This is a genomic window from Sorangium aterium, assembly GCF_028368935.1.
Classification (GTDB): domain Bacteria; phylum Myxococcota_A; class Polyangia; order Polyangiales; family Polyangiaceae; genus Sorangium; species Sorangium atrum.
Map to the genome: position 1 here is coordinate 1,169,750 of NZ_JAQNDK010000001.1, position 15,716 is coordinate 1,185,465.

At 73.0% G+C, this 15,716-nt stretch carries 10 protein-coding genes; 9 read left to right on the top strand and 1 reads right to left on the bottom strand.

Annotated elements, in window-relative coordinates:
- Nucleotides 1-83: 83 nt before the first annotated feature.
- The 5 genes from POL72_RS04285 to ppnP all read left to right on the top strand — a co-directional run bounded on the left by POL72_RS04285 (nucleotide 84) and on the right by ppnP (nucleotide 5,422).
- On the top strand, nucleotides 84-830 hold the full coding sequence (locus POL72_RS04285; RefSeq protein ID WP_272093720.1) for a response regulator transcription factor: 747 nt from the start codon (nucleotides 84-86) through the stop codon (nucleotides 828-830).
- 25 nt (nucleotides 831-855) lie between these two features.
- The gene (locus POL72_RS04290) at nucleotides 856-2,211 is read left to right on the top strand and encodes an ATP-binding protein (RefSeq protein WP_272093721.1); all 1,356 of its coding nucleotides are present in this window, start codon (nucleotides 856-858) and stop codon (nucleotides 2,209-2,211) included.
- 559 nt (nucleotides 2,212-2,770) lie between these two features.
- Nucleotides 2,771-3,643, top strand: a complete 873-nt coding sequence (locus POL72_RS04295; RefSeq protein WP_272093722.1) for a hypothetical protein — start codon at nucleotides 2,771-2,773, stop codon at nucleotides 3,641-3,643.
- A 251-nt stretch (nucleotides 3,644-3,894) separates the two neighbouring features.
- Nucleotides 3,895-4,983 carry a DUF2252 family protein gene (locus POL72_RS04300; RefSeq protein WP_272093723.1) on the top strand — a complete coding sequence of 363 codons (1,089 nt, stop codon included), beginning with the start codon at nucleotides 3,895-3,897 and terminating at the stop codon, nucleotides 4,981-4,983.
- A gap of 157 nt (nucleotides 4,984-5,140) precedes the next feature.
- Entirely contained in the window at nucleotides 5,141-5,422 is a 282-nt protein-coding gene (gene ppnP / locus POL72_RS04305) for a pyrimidine/purine nucleoside phosphorylase (RefSeq protein WP_272093724.1), read from the top strand.
- 13 nt (nucleotides 5,423-5,435) lie between these two features.
- Here the strand turns inward: ppnP and POL72_RS04310 are convergent, their stop codons facing one another.
- A complete protein-coding gene (locus POL72_RS04310; protein WP_272093725.1) occupies nucleotides 5,436-9,296 on the bottom strand; it encodes a serine/threonine-protein kinase in 3,861 nt (1,286 codons plus the stop codon).
- A gap of 768 nt (nucleotides 9,297-10,064) precedes the next feature.
- Here POL72_RS04310 and POL72_RS04315 point away from each other — a divergent pair.
- The 4 genes from POL72_RS04315 (at nucleotide 10,065) to POL72_RS04330 (ending at nucleotide 15,674) form a co-directional block, all read left to right on the top strand.
- Entirely contained in the window at nucleotides 10,065-10,955 is an 891-nt protein-coding gene (locus tag POL72_RS04315; RefSeq protein WP_272095910.1) for a serine/threonine-protein kinase, read from the top strand.
- A gap of 846 nt (nucleotides 10,956-11,801) precedes the next feature.
- Nucleotides 11,802-12,953, top strand: a complete 1,152-nt coding sequence (locus POL72_RS04320) for a CgeB family protein (protein WP_272093726.1) — start codon at nucleotides 11,802-11,804, stop codon at nucleotides 12,951-12,953.
- A gap of 65 nt (nucleotides 12,954-13,018) precedes the next feature.
- A complete protein-coding gene (rlmN, locus tag POL72_RS04325; RefSeq protein ID WP_272093727.1) occupies nucleotides 13,019-14,182 on the top strand; it encodes a dual-specificity RNA methyltransferase RlmN in 1,164 nt (387 codons plus the stop codon).
- A 91-nt stretch (nucleotides 14,183-14,273) separates the two neighbouring features.
- On the top strand, nucleotides 14,274-15,674 hold the full coding sequence (locus tag POL72_RS04330) for an acetyl-CoA carboxylase biotin carboxylase subunit (RefSeq protein ID WP_272093728.1): 1,401 nt from the start codon (nucleotides 14,274-14,276) through the stop codon (nucleotides 15,672-15,674).
- Nucleotides 15,675-15,716 lie beyond the last annotated feature (42 nt).

Consider the following 15,716-nt stretch of genomic DNA (forward strand, 5'->3'; position numbering starts at 1 on the left):
TGTCCTGGTCGTGTAAAGATTCGTCAAGACGCCTCTTGACCAGGCCTTACACGGCGGTGCGACAGCCGCGCTACAGTCGCGACATGACGGATCCGCCCCAGATCCTGGTCATCGACGACGACGCCGAGCTCTGCGAGCTCCTGGCCGAGCTGCTCGGTCAGGAGGGTTACGCGGTGGAGAGCGCGCGCGACGCGATCTCCGGCCTCGCGCGAGCGCAGGAGGAGAAGGAGAGGCCGTTCACGCTCGTGGTGCTCGACGTGATGCTGCCTGGGCTCAACGGGTTCGAGGTCCTCACGCGGCTGCGGCAGACCTCGCGCGTCCCTGTCCTGATGCTCACCGCGCGGGGCGAGGACGTCGACCGCATCGTCGGCCTCGAGATGGGCGCCGACGACTACCTGCCGAAGCCGTTCAACCCGCGCGAGCTGGTCGCCCGCGTGCGCGCGCTCCACCGGCGCGCCTCTCACGCCGGCGCGGCGGCTGGGCCGGGCGCGGCCGCCGGCGCTTCCGCCGCGGAGGCGCAGGGCGCGCTGACGGTCGACGATCTCGAGGTGCTCCCCGCCGCGCGGCGCGTCCGTGTCCGCGGCGAGGAGGTCCGGCTCACGACGGCCGAGTTCGACCTGCTCGAGGTCCTGGCGCGGCAGGCGGGGACGGTGGTCTCGCGCGAAGATCTCGCGCGGCGCGTCCTCGGCCGCCGGCTCGCGGCGTACGACCGCGGCATCGACATGCACGTCTCGAACCTCCGCCGCAAGCTCGGGCCTGGGCCGGGCGGCGGCGAGCGCATCAAGACGGTCCGCAACGCGGGCTACATCCTCGCGAGGGAGCGCGCGTGAAGCGCTTCCTCCCCGGAGGGCGTCCGTGAAGAGCCTATTTTTGCGCCTCCTCGTCTCGCTGTGGCTCGCCATGGCGCTGCTCGTCGGCCTGCTCGCTGTCATCCACGGCTGGGCGTTCTCCGCCGAGCCGAGCGGGCTGCGCCGCCGCCTCAACACGCGCAGCGTCGAGCTCCGGGCGGAGAGCGCGCTCGCCTGCGCGCGGGACGGGCTCCCCGGCTGCGAGCAGCGCCTCGCGCCGCTCGATCCGCGGGATCAGCGCGTCGCTGTGTACCGGGCCAGCGCGCTCGTGATGGGCGACCCCATCGAGGGCGCGCCGCTCGTCGAGGACAAGGCGAGGCGCTCGGGCGACGGCATCGCCATCGAGCTCGGCGAGGAGCGGGAGCTCGTCGCGGTCGTCCTGCGCCGCGACCCTGCCCTCGCCGCGGTCGCGGCCGGTCCGGTCCGGTCGCCGTGGATGTTCTTCATCGTGCCGGAGACGCTGCCGCAGCGGCTCCTCGCGATCGTCGCCGTCACCGGGCTCGTCGCGGTGCTCCTCGCGCGGTACCTGTCCCGTCCGATCCGCATCCTGCGCGGCGCCACGCAGCGGATGGCCGCGGGCGATCTCTCGGTGCGCGTCTCGCAGAAGCTCGCGGGCGCGGACGGCGAGACGCTGGCGCTCGGGAGCGACATGGACCGGATGGCCGAGCGCATCGACGAGCTCCTGGAGACGCAGCGCCGGCTCCTGCGCGACGTCTCGCACGAGCTCCGATCGCCGCTCGCGCGGCTCAACATCGCGCTCGAGCTCGTCCGCCGGCGCTCGCCGCCGGACGTGGCGCCGGCGTTCGACCGGATCGAGCGGGAGACGGAGCGGCTCAACGGGATGATCGGCGAGCTGCTCACGCTGAGCCGCCTGGAGTCGGGCCGGGGCATGGAGCGCACCGAGCGGGTCGATCTCACGGCGCTCCTGGAGCAGCTGGTCGAGGACGCCGCGTTCGAGGCCGAGCAGCGGGGTTGCTCGGTCGAGCTCGGGGCGCGCGACGCGTGCTCGCTGGACGGGAACGAGGAGCTCCTGCGGCGCGCCATCGAGAACGTCGTGCGCAACGCGGTGCGCTTCACCGAGCCGGGCACGGCGGTCCGCATCGATCTCGAGTGCTCCGGCGGGACGGCCGAGGTGCGCGTCCGCGATCGCGGCCCTGGCATCCCGGAGGGCGCGCTCGGGGACATCTGGAGGCCGTTCTACCGGGTCGACGACCACAGGGCGCGCGGCGCGGGCGGCACGGGGATCGGGCTGGCCATCACGCACCGGGCGGTGCGGATCCACGGCGGCGAGGTCGAGGCGAGGAACGCGGACGGCGGCGGCCTCGAGGTCGCGCTGCGGCTGCCGGTCGGCGCGGGGGGCTGAGCAGAGGGCCGGCGGGCAGGATCGACCGGCCCCCCCTCTCGAGGCCATTCGTTTCGATCCCAGATCGACCCGCCGCCCCCCCGAGCCAGCCTCGCCACGTCGCGACCGCTCCGCGCCGCCTTCCTAGGCCACCCCACCTCGGTCCCACACCGATCCGCCCCCCTTCCGAGCCGGTCCCGCCACGTCGCGACCTCTCCGCGCCGCCTTCCGAGGCCGCCTCTCTCGGTCCTGCACCAGCCCCCCCCATCCCGAGGCGACACCGTCACGTCGCGACCGCTGCCGGCCGCCTTTCGAGGCGACCTCTCTCGGTCCCGCACCGACCCGCCCGCGTCCCAAGGCGATCTCCAGCCCGAGACACCCACTCCAGGCTCACCGCCTCTACGCTCCCCCGATCCAGAACGATTCAAATCGCGTGCAAGAGCTCAGCTCCGGCGCGAGCGCCGCACGAAACCAGCGCAGCACTGCCCTTGACGGACGACACGGCAGGACTTCCCTTGTCTGTCCGTCAGCAATGCGCCCTCAGGCATTGCCCTTATCACCCCATCAGGAGGTGTCTCTCATGCTGAAGCATCTGAATATCGACGAGATGGTCGCGCTCCTCTCCCCGTGGGTCGAGGACCGGGAGCAACGCCGGCTGTTCCTGGCGATCCCCGAGATCGCGGCGCTCCACCCGCGGGTCGTGGAGGCCCACGACGCAGTGCTCGCGGTCCAGCCGAGCAGCCGCGGGGGCCGGATGTCGTCGAAGCTGCGCGCCATCGTCGACGAGACAAGCGAGGTCGACAGGCGCCACGACCACCTCGCGCGGGCCGTATCGTACGGAATCGATGCGCACCGCGAGCTCTGCCTCGCCGAGGAGCCCTCCGACGCAGTCCGTGCCGCGCAGTGTGATGCCGTCCAGAGACAGCTCTTCCCGGGCGGCCTGTCCATCGTCAACGCCTCGACGCTCGCCGAGGTGGGCAACACCACGCGCATCGCCCGCCTCCTCGAGGACGACCCTGCCGTCAGCAACTTCCTCAAGTCCGTCCCCACCCACGGCAAGGCGTCGCTGCTCGATGTCGTGAAGCGCTGGCTCGCCAAGGGCCGGGAGCTCCAGACGCTCGAGCGCGCCCGCGCAGAGCTCGAGGCCACCGAGACCACCACCCCCGCCAGCAAGACCACGATCCAGGCCGCGCGCAGCCAGTGGTTCAAGATCGTGGCGCTGGTGCTCTCCAACCTCGAGCTCTCCCGCGCTCCGGCGCGCGATATCGAGATCATCCGCGGGCCCGTGCTCCGGGCCTCGAGCCGCGCGGGCAAGCGCTACGCGAACAGCAAGCCGGCGCAGGCTCCGCAGGAGGAGGACGAGGCGGGCATCCCCGCAACCGAGCCGAGCGGAGCCCCGCCCGGCGCGTCGGACGAAGGCAAGCGCGGCGACGCGAGCGCGATGCCCGGATAGCCCTGCCGCTGCCCGGCGCGACGACACCCGCGCCGGGCAGCGCCGCCATCGACACACCATCACGAGAGGGTCGTAGGGGCGGGACTCGACCTCTTGCTCCTGCTCCGCCCACGCGCGGGGCCGCCTGTCCGTCCGAGCGGCAGCCCCCAGGTCCGCCTGGAATCATGCGAAGATCTGACTGGGAGACCGTTCCGCCTCTCTCGTGGACACCAGACTCGCTCGGGGCGCGCGCCGCGCGAGGAGGGAGACCGATGCAACCCATCCAGGAGGGCGATCTCCGCCCCGTCAAGACACTCACCAAGTCGTTCTTCCGGGCGGTGAACCCGCACCTCGATGCCGACGAGTTCGAGGAGAAGTGGCGGGCAGCCATGAAGTCGCCCCTCCGCTTCATGCGGAGCTTTCCTCAGGCGTGGCACGTCGATCTCCTCGACGTGCCGCGGAGCAAGGTGCCCGGCGGCCGCTGCCTCTGCTTCGGCGACGCGCACCCCGAGAACTTCGGCTTCGTCACGTTCGAGGAAGGTCCACGCTACGTCTTCAACGATCTCGACGACGCGGGCACCGGCCTCGCCGCGCTGGACGCGCTCCGGTACTTCACGACGCTCCGGCTCCTCCTCGACGCCGCCAAGGTCACCGAAGGCCTCGTGGAGCTCTACGAGGACATCGTTCAGGGGAACGAGCCGCCGCGCGAGCTCTCCGCGGCGATGATCCCCGACATCGCGGCCAGCGACGCGCACGAGCTCGCGAAATGGACGGACGGCGAGGCGTTCCGGTTCGACGAGCCCGGGCTCAAGCTCTCGCGCGTGCACGCGGACACCGGCCAGCAGCTCGTCGAGGCCCTCGGCGGGCTCGCGTCGAACGCCCATCTCCAGATGATCGAGGTCGCCCGCCGGGCGCGGGAGGGCGGCGGCTCGGGCGGCCTCGACCGTTACTACGTCCTCGCGCGCGAGGAGCGGCGCGAGGGCCTGCGCCTGCTCGAGCTCAAGGAGACCACCCACGCCGCCACGAGCTGGAGCAACTTCCTGCACGAGGAAGAGGGGCGCCTCGATCACGCCAAGGCGTCGATATGGCGGGGGCTCACGGCCCCCTACCACGTCGAGGTGCAGGTGGGCCGGACCGTGTACCTGCTCCGCGATCGCCTCGGCCGTGCCTCGTTCGACCTCGAACATCTCGGCAAGCGCGACCTCCGGGCGGTGCTCGAGGTGCAGGTGAGCATCCTCGCCCGGCAGCACGCCGCTTCGTTCGCGGACCTCGACCTGCGCGCGCTCGACGACTGGCTCAAGGCGAGCCTCGATGTCACCGCCGAGCGCTGGTCGAAGGCCCATGACGACGCGCGCGGCTGACCGCCGCGGCTCCGCTCGCCGGGCAAAGGGGCACGGAGGCGCTGAAGCACGGAGGCGCTGAAGCATGGAAGGAGACGCCCAGCACGCCTGTCGCGCCCTGCGGCGAGCCCGCCTGTCCGGGCTGGTCTCTCGCGGCGGGACGCGGTAGGAGGGCGCCATGCTCAAGCACAACAGCTACTTCAACGGCAACGTCCAGAGCGTCGGCTTCGAGCGCCACGGGCGCCGGCAGACGGTGGGTGTCATCGACACCGGCGAGTTCCACTTCTCGACCGAGGCGCCGGAGCGGATGACGGTCGTCGCCGGCGAGCTCGCGATCCGCATCGACGGCTCCACGGAGTGGCGCGCCTATCCGGCAGGGACGTCGTTCGAGGTGGCGGGCAAGAGCGGCTTCGACGTCAGGGCCACGCAGCCCACCGGCTACTTCTGCGAGTTCCTCTGAGCGCGCCGGCGACCTAGGCCTCATCGAGCCAGCGCCGCTCTAGCTCCAGCGTGGCCACGTTGTCCGGCACATTGCCGAGGAACTTCCCGCGCCACACCGGATCGACGATCTTCCGCGCTCGCTCGATCAGGCGCTCCCGCGCCGAGGCGATGGCCATCATCGCCTCCCGCCCGTGGCCGCAGGCCGAGAGCGCCTCGGCGTGCGAGAGGCGCACCAGCGACTCGCCCACCTCGGCCCCCATCGACTCCAGCAGGCAGAGCGCCTCGGTCGTCGCCGCGAGCGCGTCCACCGCCTGCCCCGCGTCGAGCAGCGTCCGCCCGAGCACCGCGTACGCGAAGGCCCGCAACGGCGGCGCGCCGTACAGGATCGCGACCGCGGCGCGCGCCTCGCGCTCGGCGCCCCCGAGATCGCCCGCCTGGAGCACGATCCTCGCGAGGCACGCCCGCCCGGCGCCCTCCCCGCGCGCGTCGCCGAGGCGCTGGGAGGTCGCGATCGCCTCCTCCGCCGTCCGCTGCGCCTCCTCGACGAGGCCACGCTGCGCGAGCACCGGACCGAGGTTGAGGAGCGCGCCCAGCCGGGCGTCCGAGAGCCCCATCCGCTCCGCGTCCGCGAGCGACGCGCGCAGCGCCGCCTCGGCGCCCTCGAAATCGCCGAGCTCCGCGTAGCAGGAGCCCAGGTTGTTCCTCGCCCAGCAGGCGTTGCGCCGATCGCCCGCGTGCTCGAACGCCGCGAGCGCCGCCTCGAAGCCCGCGAGGCACGCGCCGGGATCGCCGATCGCCATCGCCCGGTACGCGCGCGCCTCGTGGAGCCGCGCCAGCACCTCGACCTCCTGCTCGGTCTCCTCGGCGTCCTGCTCGATCCCGTCGAGCAGCTCGTCCGCGAGCTGGTACCGCCCCCCGAACACGAGCCGCCCGGCGCCCGCGCAGAGGCACACGCTGCGCGCGGGGCGCGCGGACCGCCGCGCCTCGGTGCCCTGCGCCAGGCGCAGCAGGCCCTCGACCTGGTCGTGGTTGCCGCGCTTCGAGGCCGCGAGGATCACCTGCGTGAGCGCGGAAAACCACGGCCCCGATCCGGGCGCGAGCCGCTCGAGGGCCTCGGTCCCCCGCCGCTCCGCCAGCGCGAACTCGCCGCGCCAGAGGTGCGCCTCCGCCTGGCAGAGCCGCAGCGCCCCGGCCGTCGCCTTCGAGGCGCCGCGCGCGATGCCGCGCTCGACGCGCTCGATCGCCGCGCCCAGGTCGCTCCCGAGCAGCGCCTGCTCGGCCGCGCGCAGGGTCGCCGCCGCGGCCCGCGCCGGCTCGCCGCCGCGCTCGAAGTGCTCGGCCAGGGCCATCGGATCCGCCACGCCCGTCCGCTCGAGCCACTCGCCGGCGAGCCGGTGGCCGAGCCGGCGATCGTGATCGGTCAGCATCCCGTACGCCGCCTCGCGCACGAGCGCGTGCCGGAACCGGTACTCGGCCGCCTCCGGCGCGCCTTCCACGGAACGCCGGACGATGAGCTCCCGCACCTCGAGCTCGGCGAGCAGCGGCTCGACCTCCGCCCGGCCGACCAGCGCGGCGACCCCGCTCCGCGAGAAGGTCTCGCCGAAGATCGCCCCGGCCCGCAGCGCCCGCCGCGCGCCCACGTCGAGCGCGTCGAGCTCCGCCTGCACCATCGCCAGCACCGTCTCCGGCAGGTCCACGCCCTTGCCCGCCGCCGCCGCGCGGATCTGCTCCTCCAGGTAGAAGGCGTTGCCGTCCGCGCGCTCGACGAGCGTCGCCACGAGCGCCGGGCTCTCGCGCTCGCCGAGCACCTGGCGCACGAGGCGCTCGCTCGACCGGCGCGAGATCCCCGCGAGGCGGAGCTTGTGCCCGCGCCGCTCGTCCCACAGCTTCGGGAAGAGCTCGTGCACCTCGGGCCGGCCGAGCGCCATGACCATGAACGGCCGGTCCTTCAGGTTCCGGAGCGCGGCGTCGACCATCGTGACCGTGGGCAGGTCGCCCCAGTGCAGGTCCTCGAGCAGGAGGAGGACAGGCTGCACCGCGCACTCGGCGCGCAGGAAGTCCTCCCAGGCGAGGCGCAGCTGATCGCCCATGAGCATCGGGTTGCGCCGCGCCGCCCGGAGCTGCACGTCGTCGTCCGGGAACGGCGCGCCGACGAGCTCGCCGAGGAACGGCGCGACCCGCGCGGCGTCGAGCGCCGCGTGCCGCTCGACCCGCGCCCGCACCTTGCGCCGCCGCTCCTCGACGGGATCGGCCTCGGTGAGGCCGATCGCCCGACGGAGCGCGTGCGCGAGCAGGCCGAAGGCCGACCCGGCGCTCATCGGATCCACCTGGCCGAGCCACACCTCGACCGGCTCGCCGTCCTCCCGGATCGCGCGGACGAGCTCGTGGCGGAGCCGCGACTTGCCGATGCCCGCCGGCCCCGTGACGAGCACGACGCTCGGGGTCGACTCCTCGATGCAGCGGGCGAGCTCGTCCCGGATCAGCGCGAGCTCCCGCTCGCGCCCGACGCACGACGTCGCCTTGCCGAGCACGTGGGGCGGCGCCTCGGGCTCCTCGCGCGCGCCGTGGAGCCACGGACCGCCCCCATCGGACGTGATCTCGAACCGCGTGCCGAGCAGGCCCGCCGTCACCTCGTCGATGCGGATCGCCGGGGCGCGGGACGCCGCGCGGCCCTCGGGGAGCAGCTGGACCACGCGGTCGATGAGGTCGCCGATCGGCATGCGCGAGGCGATCTCCGCCCTGCCCGTGACGACCGCGACCGGCGCGCCGCCGAGGAGCGCCTGGACGGCGAGCGCGCAGCGGGCGGCCCGGGCCGCGAGGTCGGTCGTCGCGCCGGCGCCGGCCAGCACGACGAGCGGCAGCCGCGCGTCGACGAGCTCGAGCTGGCCCTTGTAGCGCGCCGCCGTGGTCGAGAGCGCCTGCGCGCGCGCCTGCTCGTCGACCTCGGGGAGGGACGGATCGGCGGTGGAGAGGCCGTCGCGCGCGAGGACGAGGCACATCACCTTGCGCTCGCCGGTCGTGAGCTCCGGCGGGCGGACGGACATCGCGGGCGGGCGGACGGAGATCGCCGCGGGATCCATGAGCGCGGCGAGCTCGATCGCGACCGCGTTGCCGTCGCTCGGCCGCCCCTCGGGCGATTTCGACAGCATCCGCTGGACCAGCTCGTCGAGCGCCTCGGGCACGTCGTCGCGGAGCCACCGGAGCGACGGCGGCTCCTCGATCAGCACCTTGACGAGCACGGCGAGCCCGCGCGCGCCGCGGAACGGGGCGCGCCCCGAGATGCACTTGTAGAGCAGGCAGCCGAGCGCGAAGACGTCGGCGCGCGCGTCGACGTGCGCCTCGCCGCGGGCCTGCTCCGGCGCCATGTAGCCGGGGGTGCCGAGGATGGCGCCGGGCATGGTGAGCTGCTGATCGATGCCAGACATCCGGACGACGCCGAAATCGATGAGCGTGATGCGGTCGATGGTGCCGCCGACGAGGAGCAGGTTGCTCGGCTTGAGGTCGCGGTGGACGACGCCGAGCCGGTGCACGGAGCCGAGCGTGGTCGCGACGCGCCGGGCGAGCTTGAGGCTCTCCTCCAGGGTGAACGCCTGCCGGGCGAGGCGCTGGGAGAGGGTCTCGCCGGTGAGCCACTCCATGGCGAGGTAGGGGTGGCCGTGCTCCGTGCGGCCGTGCGAGATGTACCGCACCACCCCCGGCACCCGCAGCGTGGCGAGCGCCTGCGCCTCGCGCGCGAGGCGGTTCGAGTCCTGCGAGGCGGCGTTCTGGAGGACCTTGAGGGCGATGGTCTCGCCGGTCTTGAGATCGCGCGAGCGGAAGACGTGGCCCATGCCGCCGGCGCCCGCGAGCTCCATGATCTCGAACCGGCCGTCGATGACGTCTCCCGCTCGCATTGCCTGCCGTCGCTCCGGATCGTCCGCCCTGTGTGGGAGCTACGCGAAGTTCACCTGGATGGCCAGCGGTTCGGGGTTACGGGCGTGTCACCGGAAGCGGGCGTCGCGAGGCGCCGCCGCCGTCATGCAATCACCACCGATTGCCGCGCTCAGCTGCGCATCGTCACCAGAGAGCGCGGCCAGGGGCAACTCTGCAGCGTCGAAGCGCCCGGCGGTCTCCGGTCCAGCGCCACCTGGGCAGTCCGGTGCTCCGCCGCCGTCCACCGGAGCGCGGTCGGACGAGGCCCCCGCTCGGCCCTCCGGCGGCGCGCGACGATGGCAATGCGGCACACCGGCGCGGCCGTGGCGGCCCACCCGCTGAGACCGGTGCGGCGCTGGGTGGGCCAGTGGATCGGTCGCTGGCCGCTCCCGCCGCCGCGACGCGCCTCGGCCGGCGGCCCGCGCTCCGGCTCCCCCGGGACCGCGTTCGCCCCGCTGTCCCGCGGGCCGCGCGTGGCCCACGCGTCGCCCACGCGTGGCCCACGCACGATTTCCCGTGCCCCGCGGCTTTTTCGTCCAGGCGACCTCGGGTGCGGCGGGCGGCCGATGTGAAGCGGCGCTCCCCGGGTCCCAAAAACGAGGCGTGGGAGCCGTTCGTCGTGTGACGCTGCGCGCGGCGCTTCCTCTGTCGCGTCTGCGTGATAAATGAGCTTGTCTGGGGAGAGGGGGGAGGCGACCGGAACGCGCTGGACCCCCTTTGTCAAGCGAAGGAGGCCGCTCTTGTCAATCGTGCCCGGAACCGTTCTGCTCCAGCGCTACCGCGTGGTACGTCATCTCCGCCGCGAAGGCCTCGGTGAGGTGTTCAGCGCCGAGGACGCGAGCACCGGCCGGCGCGTCGCGGTCAAGGTGCTCGGTGAGCCCCCGGTGCGCCAGGAGCCGGGAGGCGTGCTCAACACGCCAGAGCGCATGCCCCAGCAGGAGGCCGAGGCGCGCTTCCGGCGCGAGGCGGCGGCGTGCGAGCGGCTGCGGGGCCCACACACACTGCCCTCGCTCGACGGCGGCAAGGACCTGGTGCACGGTCCTCTCCTCGTGTTCGAGCTGCGCGAGGGGGAGCCGCTCAGCGAGCGCATCGCCCGGCAGGGGCCTCTCCCGTTCAGCGCCGTTCACCGGCTGGGCGAGCAGCTCTGGTCGGCGATCGCCGAGCTGCACGAGATTGGCATCATCCACCGCGACATCAGCTCCACGAACGTGCTCCTCGACCAGGGTCCTGACGGCGAGCGGCTGACGCTCCTGGATCTCGGCTCGTGCAAGCTCCCTCCCGGGCTCTCCGACGCGGAGCCGACGTTACCGAGCCGGTGTCTCGGCGATTTCAGGTTCGCGCCGCCCGAGCAGCTCACGAAGGGGAAGACGGTGGATCACCGGGCCGATCTCTATGCGGCCATGACGGTGATCTTTCACGCGCTCACCGGCGAGCTCCCCTACGCCGCGCGCAATCTGATGATGCTCGCCGATCTCAAGACGCGGACGCCGCCGCGCCGCCTGGGCAGCCTGATGCCTCCGCCGGTCGACCGGGAGATCGAGGTGTTCGTGAACAGGGGCCTGGCGCACAGCCCGGACCGCCGCTTCGCGAACATCGCCGAGGTGATCCAGGGCTGGCAGGCGCTGAGCCCCGCCACCTGAACGTCTCGACGGCCCTCGCGCGGCCGCACCACCGCTGAAGGCTGGACACCCGGCCTGCCGATTCCACCGCAGCACCCCGCATCGACGGGAAGGCACCCGGACAGCGCCGCGCGCTTCCTGCCTTCCTGCTCCCCTGCCCGATTTCTCCGCGACGCCAGGCGCCCCTGCCCGGCCGAGGCCGCCGGTTCGTCGGCGAGCTCAGCTGGACGGCGGAATCCCCGGCCGAGAGCCGCGCCCGCTCACCGCGGCGTACGCGTCCGACAGCGCGCGCCGGCCTGGGCGGCGCTTCGCCAGCGCTGCCCCGGCGTTCCGGAGCAGGGCTCCCCCGTCGACGCTCCGTTCGACCAGCAGCCGTCACCGACCATTGCGACAACGTCCCTCTTTTTCTCATCATCATCGCTTCCCAACAGCGTTTACCGCACAGGCCGGTTCCTCTGCGATGCGAGGACGGTTGCCGTCGGGTGCTTTACCCGAACGAGCCGCGTTATCCCGGAGCAAGCGGCGATTCCGCGCGCTTCGTCGTCACGAGAAAAGGGCGGACCTTACCGCCTGGCGTCTGACGAGGAATACGCACCTTCGATCGAGAAACTGCATCTCACAGCATTGCAGAGGGTGAGCACGCATGTTAATCCCGGGTGCGCTCGTCGCCGCGCCCTCTCGCGCGGCGCCAGGGCAACTGGATCGGCGTGCCGCTCGTCCTGCGCACGTTGCACATGTTGCGCATGTTGCGCGTGTGTCCGCGAGGCGTCTTTCGCCTCTCCGGGGCCGCCGCGGTGTACCTCGGGGCCGGCTCATTCCGGGCCGGCACGCCGTCTGGGATCTCTCAACCCTTGCCGCGACCACGCTATGACGACAACTACCTACCGCTATGTCTTCCTGGGGCTCTCCATCACGTCTTCGTGGGGCAACGGCCACGCCACGACGTACAGAGCGCTCCTCCGTGCGCTCGCGTCGCGCGGCCACCGGGTGCTCTTTCTGGAGCGGAACCTCCCCATCTACGATCAGCACCGCGACCTGCCCAACCCGCCTTACGGCACGACCGAGCAGTACTCGAGCATTACCGAGCTCCGCGATAGATTCTCACGCGCCGTGCGCGAAGCCGATCTCGTGATCGTCGGCTCCTTCGTACCGGAAGGGGCGACGGTCGGGGCGTGGATCACCGAAGAGGCCCGCGGAAAGGCCGCTTTCTACGATCTGGACACGCCCGTCACGCTCGGCCGGCTGGCGCACGGGGATCACGCGTACCTGACGCCGGCGCTGATCCCGCGGTATGATCTCTATCTGTCGGCGACGGGGGGCCCGACGCTGGAGCGGCTGGAGCGCAGCCACGGCGCGGTGCGCGCGCGGGCGCTCTACTGCTCGGCGGACACGGACGTGTACCATCCCCAGCCGGCGCCGATGCGCTGGGATCTCGGCTACCTCGGGACCTACAGCGACGACCGGCAGGCGGCCGTCGAGCGGCTCCTCCTCGAGCCGGCGCGGCGCATGCGCCGCGGGCGCTTCGGGGTGGCGGGCGCGCAGTACCCGACGTCGCTCGCGTGGCCGGAGAACGTCTCCCGGACGGAGCACCTCCCGCCGGACGAGCACCGCATCTTCTACAACTCCCAGCGCTTCACGCTGAACCTGACCCGCCGTGCGATGGTGGAGTCCGGGTGGTCGCCAAGCGCGCGCCTGTTCGAGGCGGCCGCGTGCGGGACCCCTGTCCTGAGCGACACCTGGCCGGGTATCGAGACGTTCTTCCAGCCCGGCGAGGAGATCCTGCTCGTGCGCTCGCCGGAGGACGTGCTCCGGAAGCTGAGGGAGATGAAGGAGGACAAACGCCTGACGGTGGGCCAGCGGGCGAGGCAGCGCGTCTTCGCCGAGCACACAGCGATGCACCGGGCCGAGGCGTTCGAGCGCTACACCCGCGAGGTGCTCGAGGCCGCCAGCCGGACGCGCGCGCGCCGCGAGCGCGACGGGCAGCTCACCGCCGCGCAGGTCGACAGCCAGAGCGGCTGACGCTCTGGCCTGGCCGCCCGCCTGCTCCCCTTGCCGCTGGGGGCGGCGCGCAGTAGGCCAGGCAGGTGCGCTCCACACCGCTTCACCCCGTCGCCCGGCTGCCTGAAGAGTGGTCGGCCTCGCTGGCTGCCCGCGGAGAGCGGTCGTTCGCGGCGAAGCAGGTATTCCACTGGATCCATCGCCGCGGCGTCCTCGATCCGGCCGCGATGACGAACCTCCCGGCGCGGCTGCGCGAGCACCTCGCCGCGGAGGGGCTGGGCGAGGTGCTGACGCCCGAGCGGGTTCATCGCTCCGAGGACGGCACGCGCAAGCTGCTCCTGCGCCTCCGCGACGGCGCGACCATCGAGACGGTCCTGCTCCCGTCGGTGTCGGGCCCCGGCTCGCAGGCGCAGCTCGACGCCGACGCGGCGGCTGCCGACGACGAGGACGACGATGCGGCCGCCGAGGCGGACGCCGCGCCGCGCGTCCGCGTCACCCAGTGCATCTCGACGCAGGTCGGCTGCGCCATGGGGTGCAGCTTCTGCGCGAGCGGCGTGGCGGGGCTCAAGCGCCACCTCGGGGCCGAGGAGATCGCGGGCCAGGTGCTCCTCGGGCGGGCGATGCTCGACGAGGGCGAGGAGCTCCGCAACGTCGTGTACATGGGCATGGGCGAGCCGCTCCACAACTACGAGGCGACCGCTCGCTCGCTGCGCCTGCTGACGCACCCGGAAGGAATCAACCTCTCGACGCGGCGGGTCACGGTGTCCACGTCGGGCCTCGTGCCCGAGATCGCGCGGCTCGGAGCGGATTTTGGCGGGCAGATCGCGCTCGCGATATCGCTGCACGCCGCGGACGACGAGACCCGCTCGGCGCTGATGCCCATCAACCGCAAGCACCCGCTCGACGAGCTGCTCGCGGCGCTGCGCGCTTACCCGCTGCCGCGGCGCCGGCGCATCACCATCGAATACACGCTCGTCGCCGGGCAGAACGACGATCCCGCCGAGGCGCGGCGGCTGGCGAAGCTGCTGCGCGGGCTCCCGGTGAAGATCAACCTCATCCCGATGAACCCGATCGAGGCCTCCTCGCTGGGTCCGCCGGCCCAGGAGCGCGTGGCGGCCTTCCAGGAGGTGCTCACCCAGGCGGGATACTCCTGCTTCGTTCGCCGCCGGCGCGGCGATGACGTCTCGGCGGCTTGCGGGCAGCTCGTGCTGCTCGGGGCCAAGCCGAAGGTGCGGCGGGCGCTCGGCTGATCGCGCGCGCAGCCTCCCGGGAGCGCGCGAGCGAGCGCCGCCTGCAGCGGGCGTCTTGACGCGCCGCCGCGCGGGGGCGTAGCTGTCGGCCGTGTTGAAGAAGATCCTCGTCGCCAACCGTGGAGAGATCGCCTGCCGCGTCCTCCGGACCTGCAAACGGCTCGGGATCGCGACGGTCGCCGTCTATTCCGACGCGGACGCGAGCGCGCCGCACGTCGCGATGGCCGACGAGGCGGTGCGCATCGGGCCGCCGCCGGTCCGGGACAGCTACCTGGTCATCCATGCGATCGTCGAGGCGGCCCGCGCGACGGGCGCCGACGGCATCCATCCCGGGTACGGGCTGCTCAGCGAGAACCAGGCGTTCGCCGAGGCCGTCGTCGAGGCCGGCGTCACGTTCATCGGGCCGCCGCCCGCGGTGCTCCATGCCTTCGGCGACAAGATCCTCGCGCGGGATCACGCGCGCGGGGCCGGCGTGTTCCCGCCGCCGGGCACGGGCGGACCGGTCGACCCCGCCGACGTCGAGGCCGCCCAGCGCGCCGCCGAGAGCATCGGCTTCCCGCTGCTCGTCAAGGCCGCGGGCGGCGGCGGCGGCATCGGCATGCAGATCGTCACCGATCCGGGCAAGCTGTCGCGCGCCCTCACCGCGTGCTCCGACCGCGGCCGCGCGGCGTTCGGGGACCCGCGCGTGTACATGGAGCGGTACATCGAGCGCCCGCGCCACATCGAGGTGCAGGTGCTCTGCGACGGCCGGGGCGGCGCCGTCGCGCTCGGCGAGCGCGAGTGCAGCGCGCAGCGCCGGCACCAGAAGATCGTCGAGGAGACCCCGTCACCGGCCGCGTTCTTCCAGGGAGCAGCGGGCGAGGCCCGCCGGAAAGAGCTCCACGAGAGCGCCCTCCGGGTCGTGACCGCCGCCGGCTACGTCGGCGCTGGCACCGTCGAGTTCGTCGCGGCGGAGAGCGGCGAGCTCTTCTTCCTGGAGGTCAACGCGCGGCTCCAGGTCGAGCACTGCGTCACGGAGATGTGCACCGGGCTCGACCTTGTCGAGCACCAGATCCGCATCGCGTCGGGCGAGCCGCTCGCGCCGGAGGTCCTCGGCCACACCTACCGCGGCCACGCCATCGAGGCGCGCCTCTACGCGGAGGATCCGGCGAAGAAGTTCGCCCCCCAGCCCGGCCGCGTCACGGCGCTCCGCTGGCCGGACGCGGGCGACGACCTGCGGATCGAGACCGGCGTCGCCGAGGGGATCGAGGTGACGCCGTTCTACGACCCGCTGCTCGCCAAGATCGTCGCTCACGGCCCGACCCGCGACGAGGCGATCGCCCGCCTCGACCGGGCGCTCGCCGAGACGACGATCGAGCTCACCGGTCCGGCCGGGCCCGCCGCGACCAACCTCGCGTTCCTCCGGCAGATCCTGCAGGACGGCGATTTCCGCGGCGGGCAGTACGACACGCGCTTCGCCGAGGCGCTCGCCGCCGGCAAGAAGCCCGGATGACGCCCGGCCGAGCAGGCTGAGCGGGCTGAGCGGTCCGAGCTG

Bases quoted from the DNA above. Each gene is read 5' to 3' on its own strand.
- POL72_RS04320 (WP_272093726.1), top strand. From the start codon at position 11,802: ATGACGACAACTACCTACCGCTATGTCTTCCTGGGGCTCTCCATCACG.
- POL72_RS04300 (WP_272093723.1), top strand. From the start codon at position 3,895: ATGCAACCCATCCAGGAGGGCGATCTCCGCCCCGTCAAGACACTCACC.
- POL72_RS04310 (WP_272093725.1), bottom strand. From the start codon at position 9,296: ATGCGAGCGGGAGACGTCATCGACGGCCGGTTCGAGATCATGGAGCTC.
- POL72_RS04295 (WP_272093722.1), top strand. From the start codon at position 2,771: ATGCTGAAGCATCTGAATATCGACGAGATGGTCGCGCTCCTCTCCCCG.
- ppnP (WP_272093724.1), top strand. From the start codon at position 5,141: ATGCTCAAGCACAACAGCTACTTCAACGGCAACGTCCAGAGCGTCGGC.
- POL72_RS04285 (WP_272093720.1), top strand. From the start codon at position 84: ATGACGGATCCGCCCCAGATCCTGGTCATCGACGACGACGCCGAGCTC.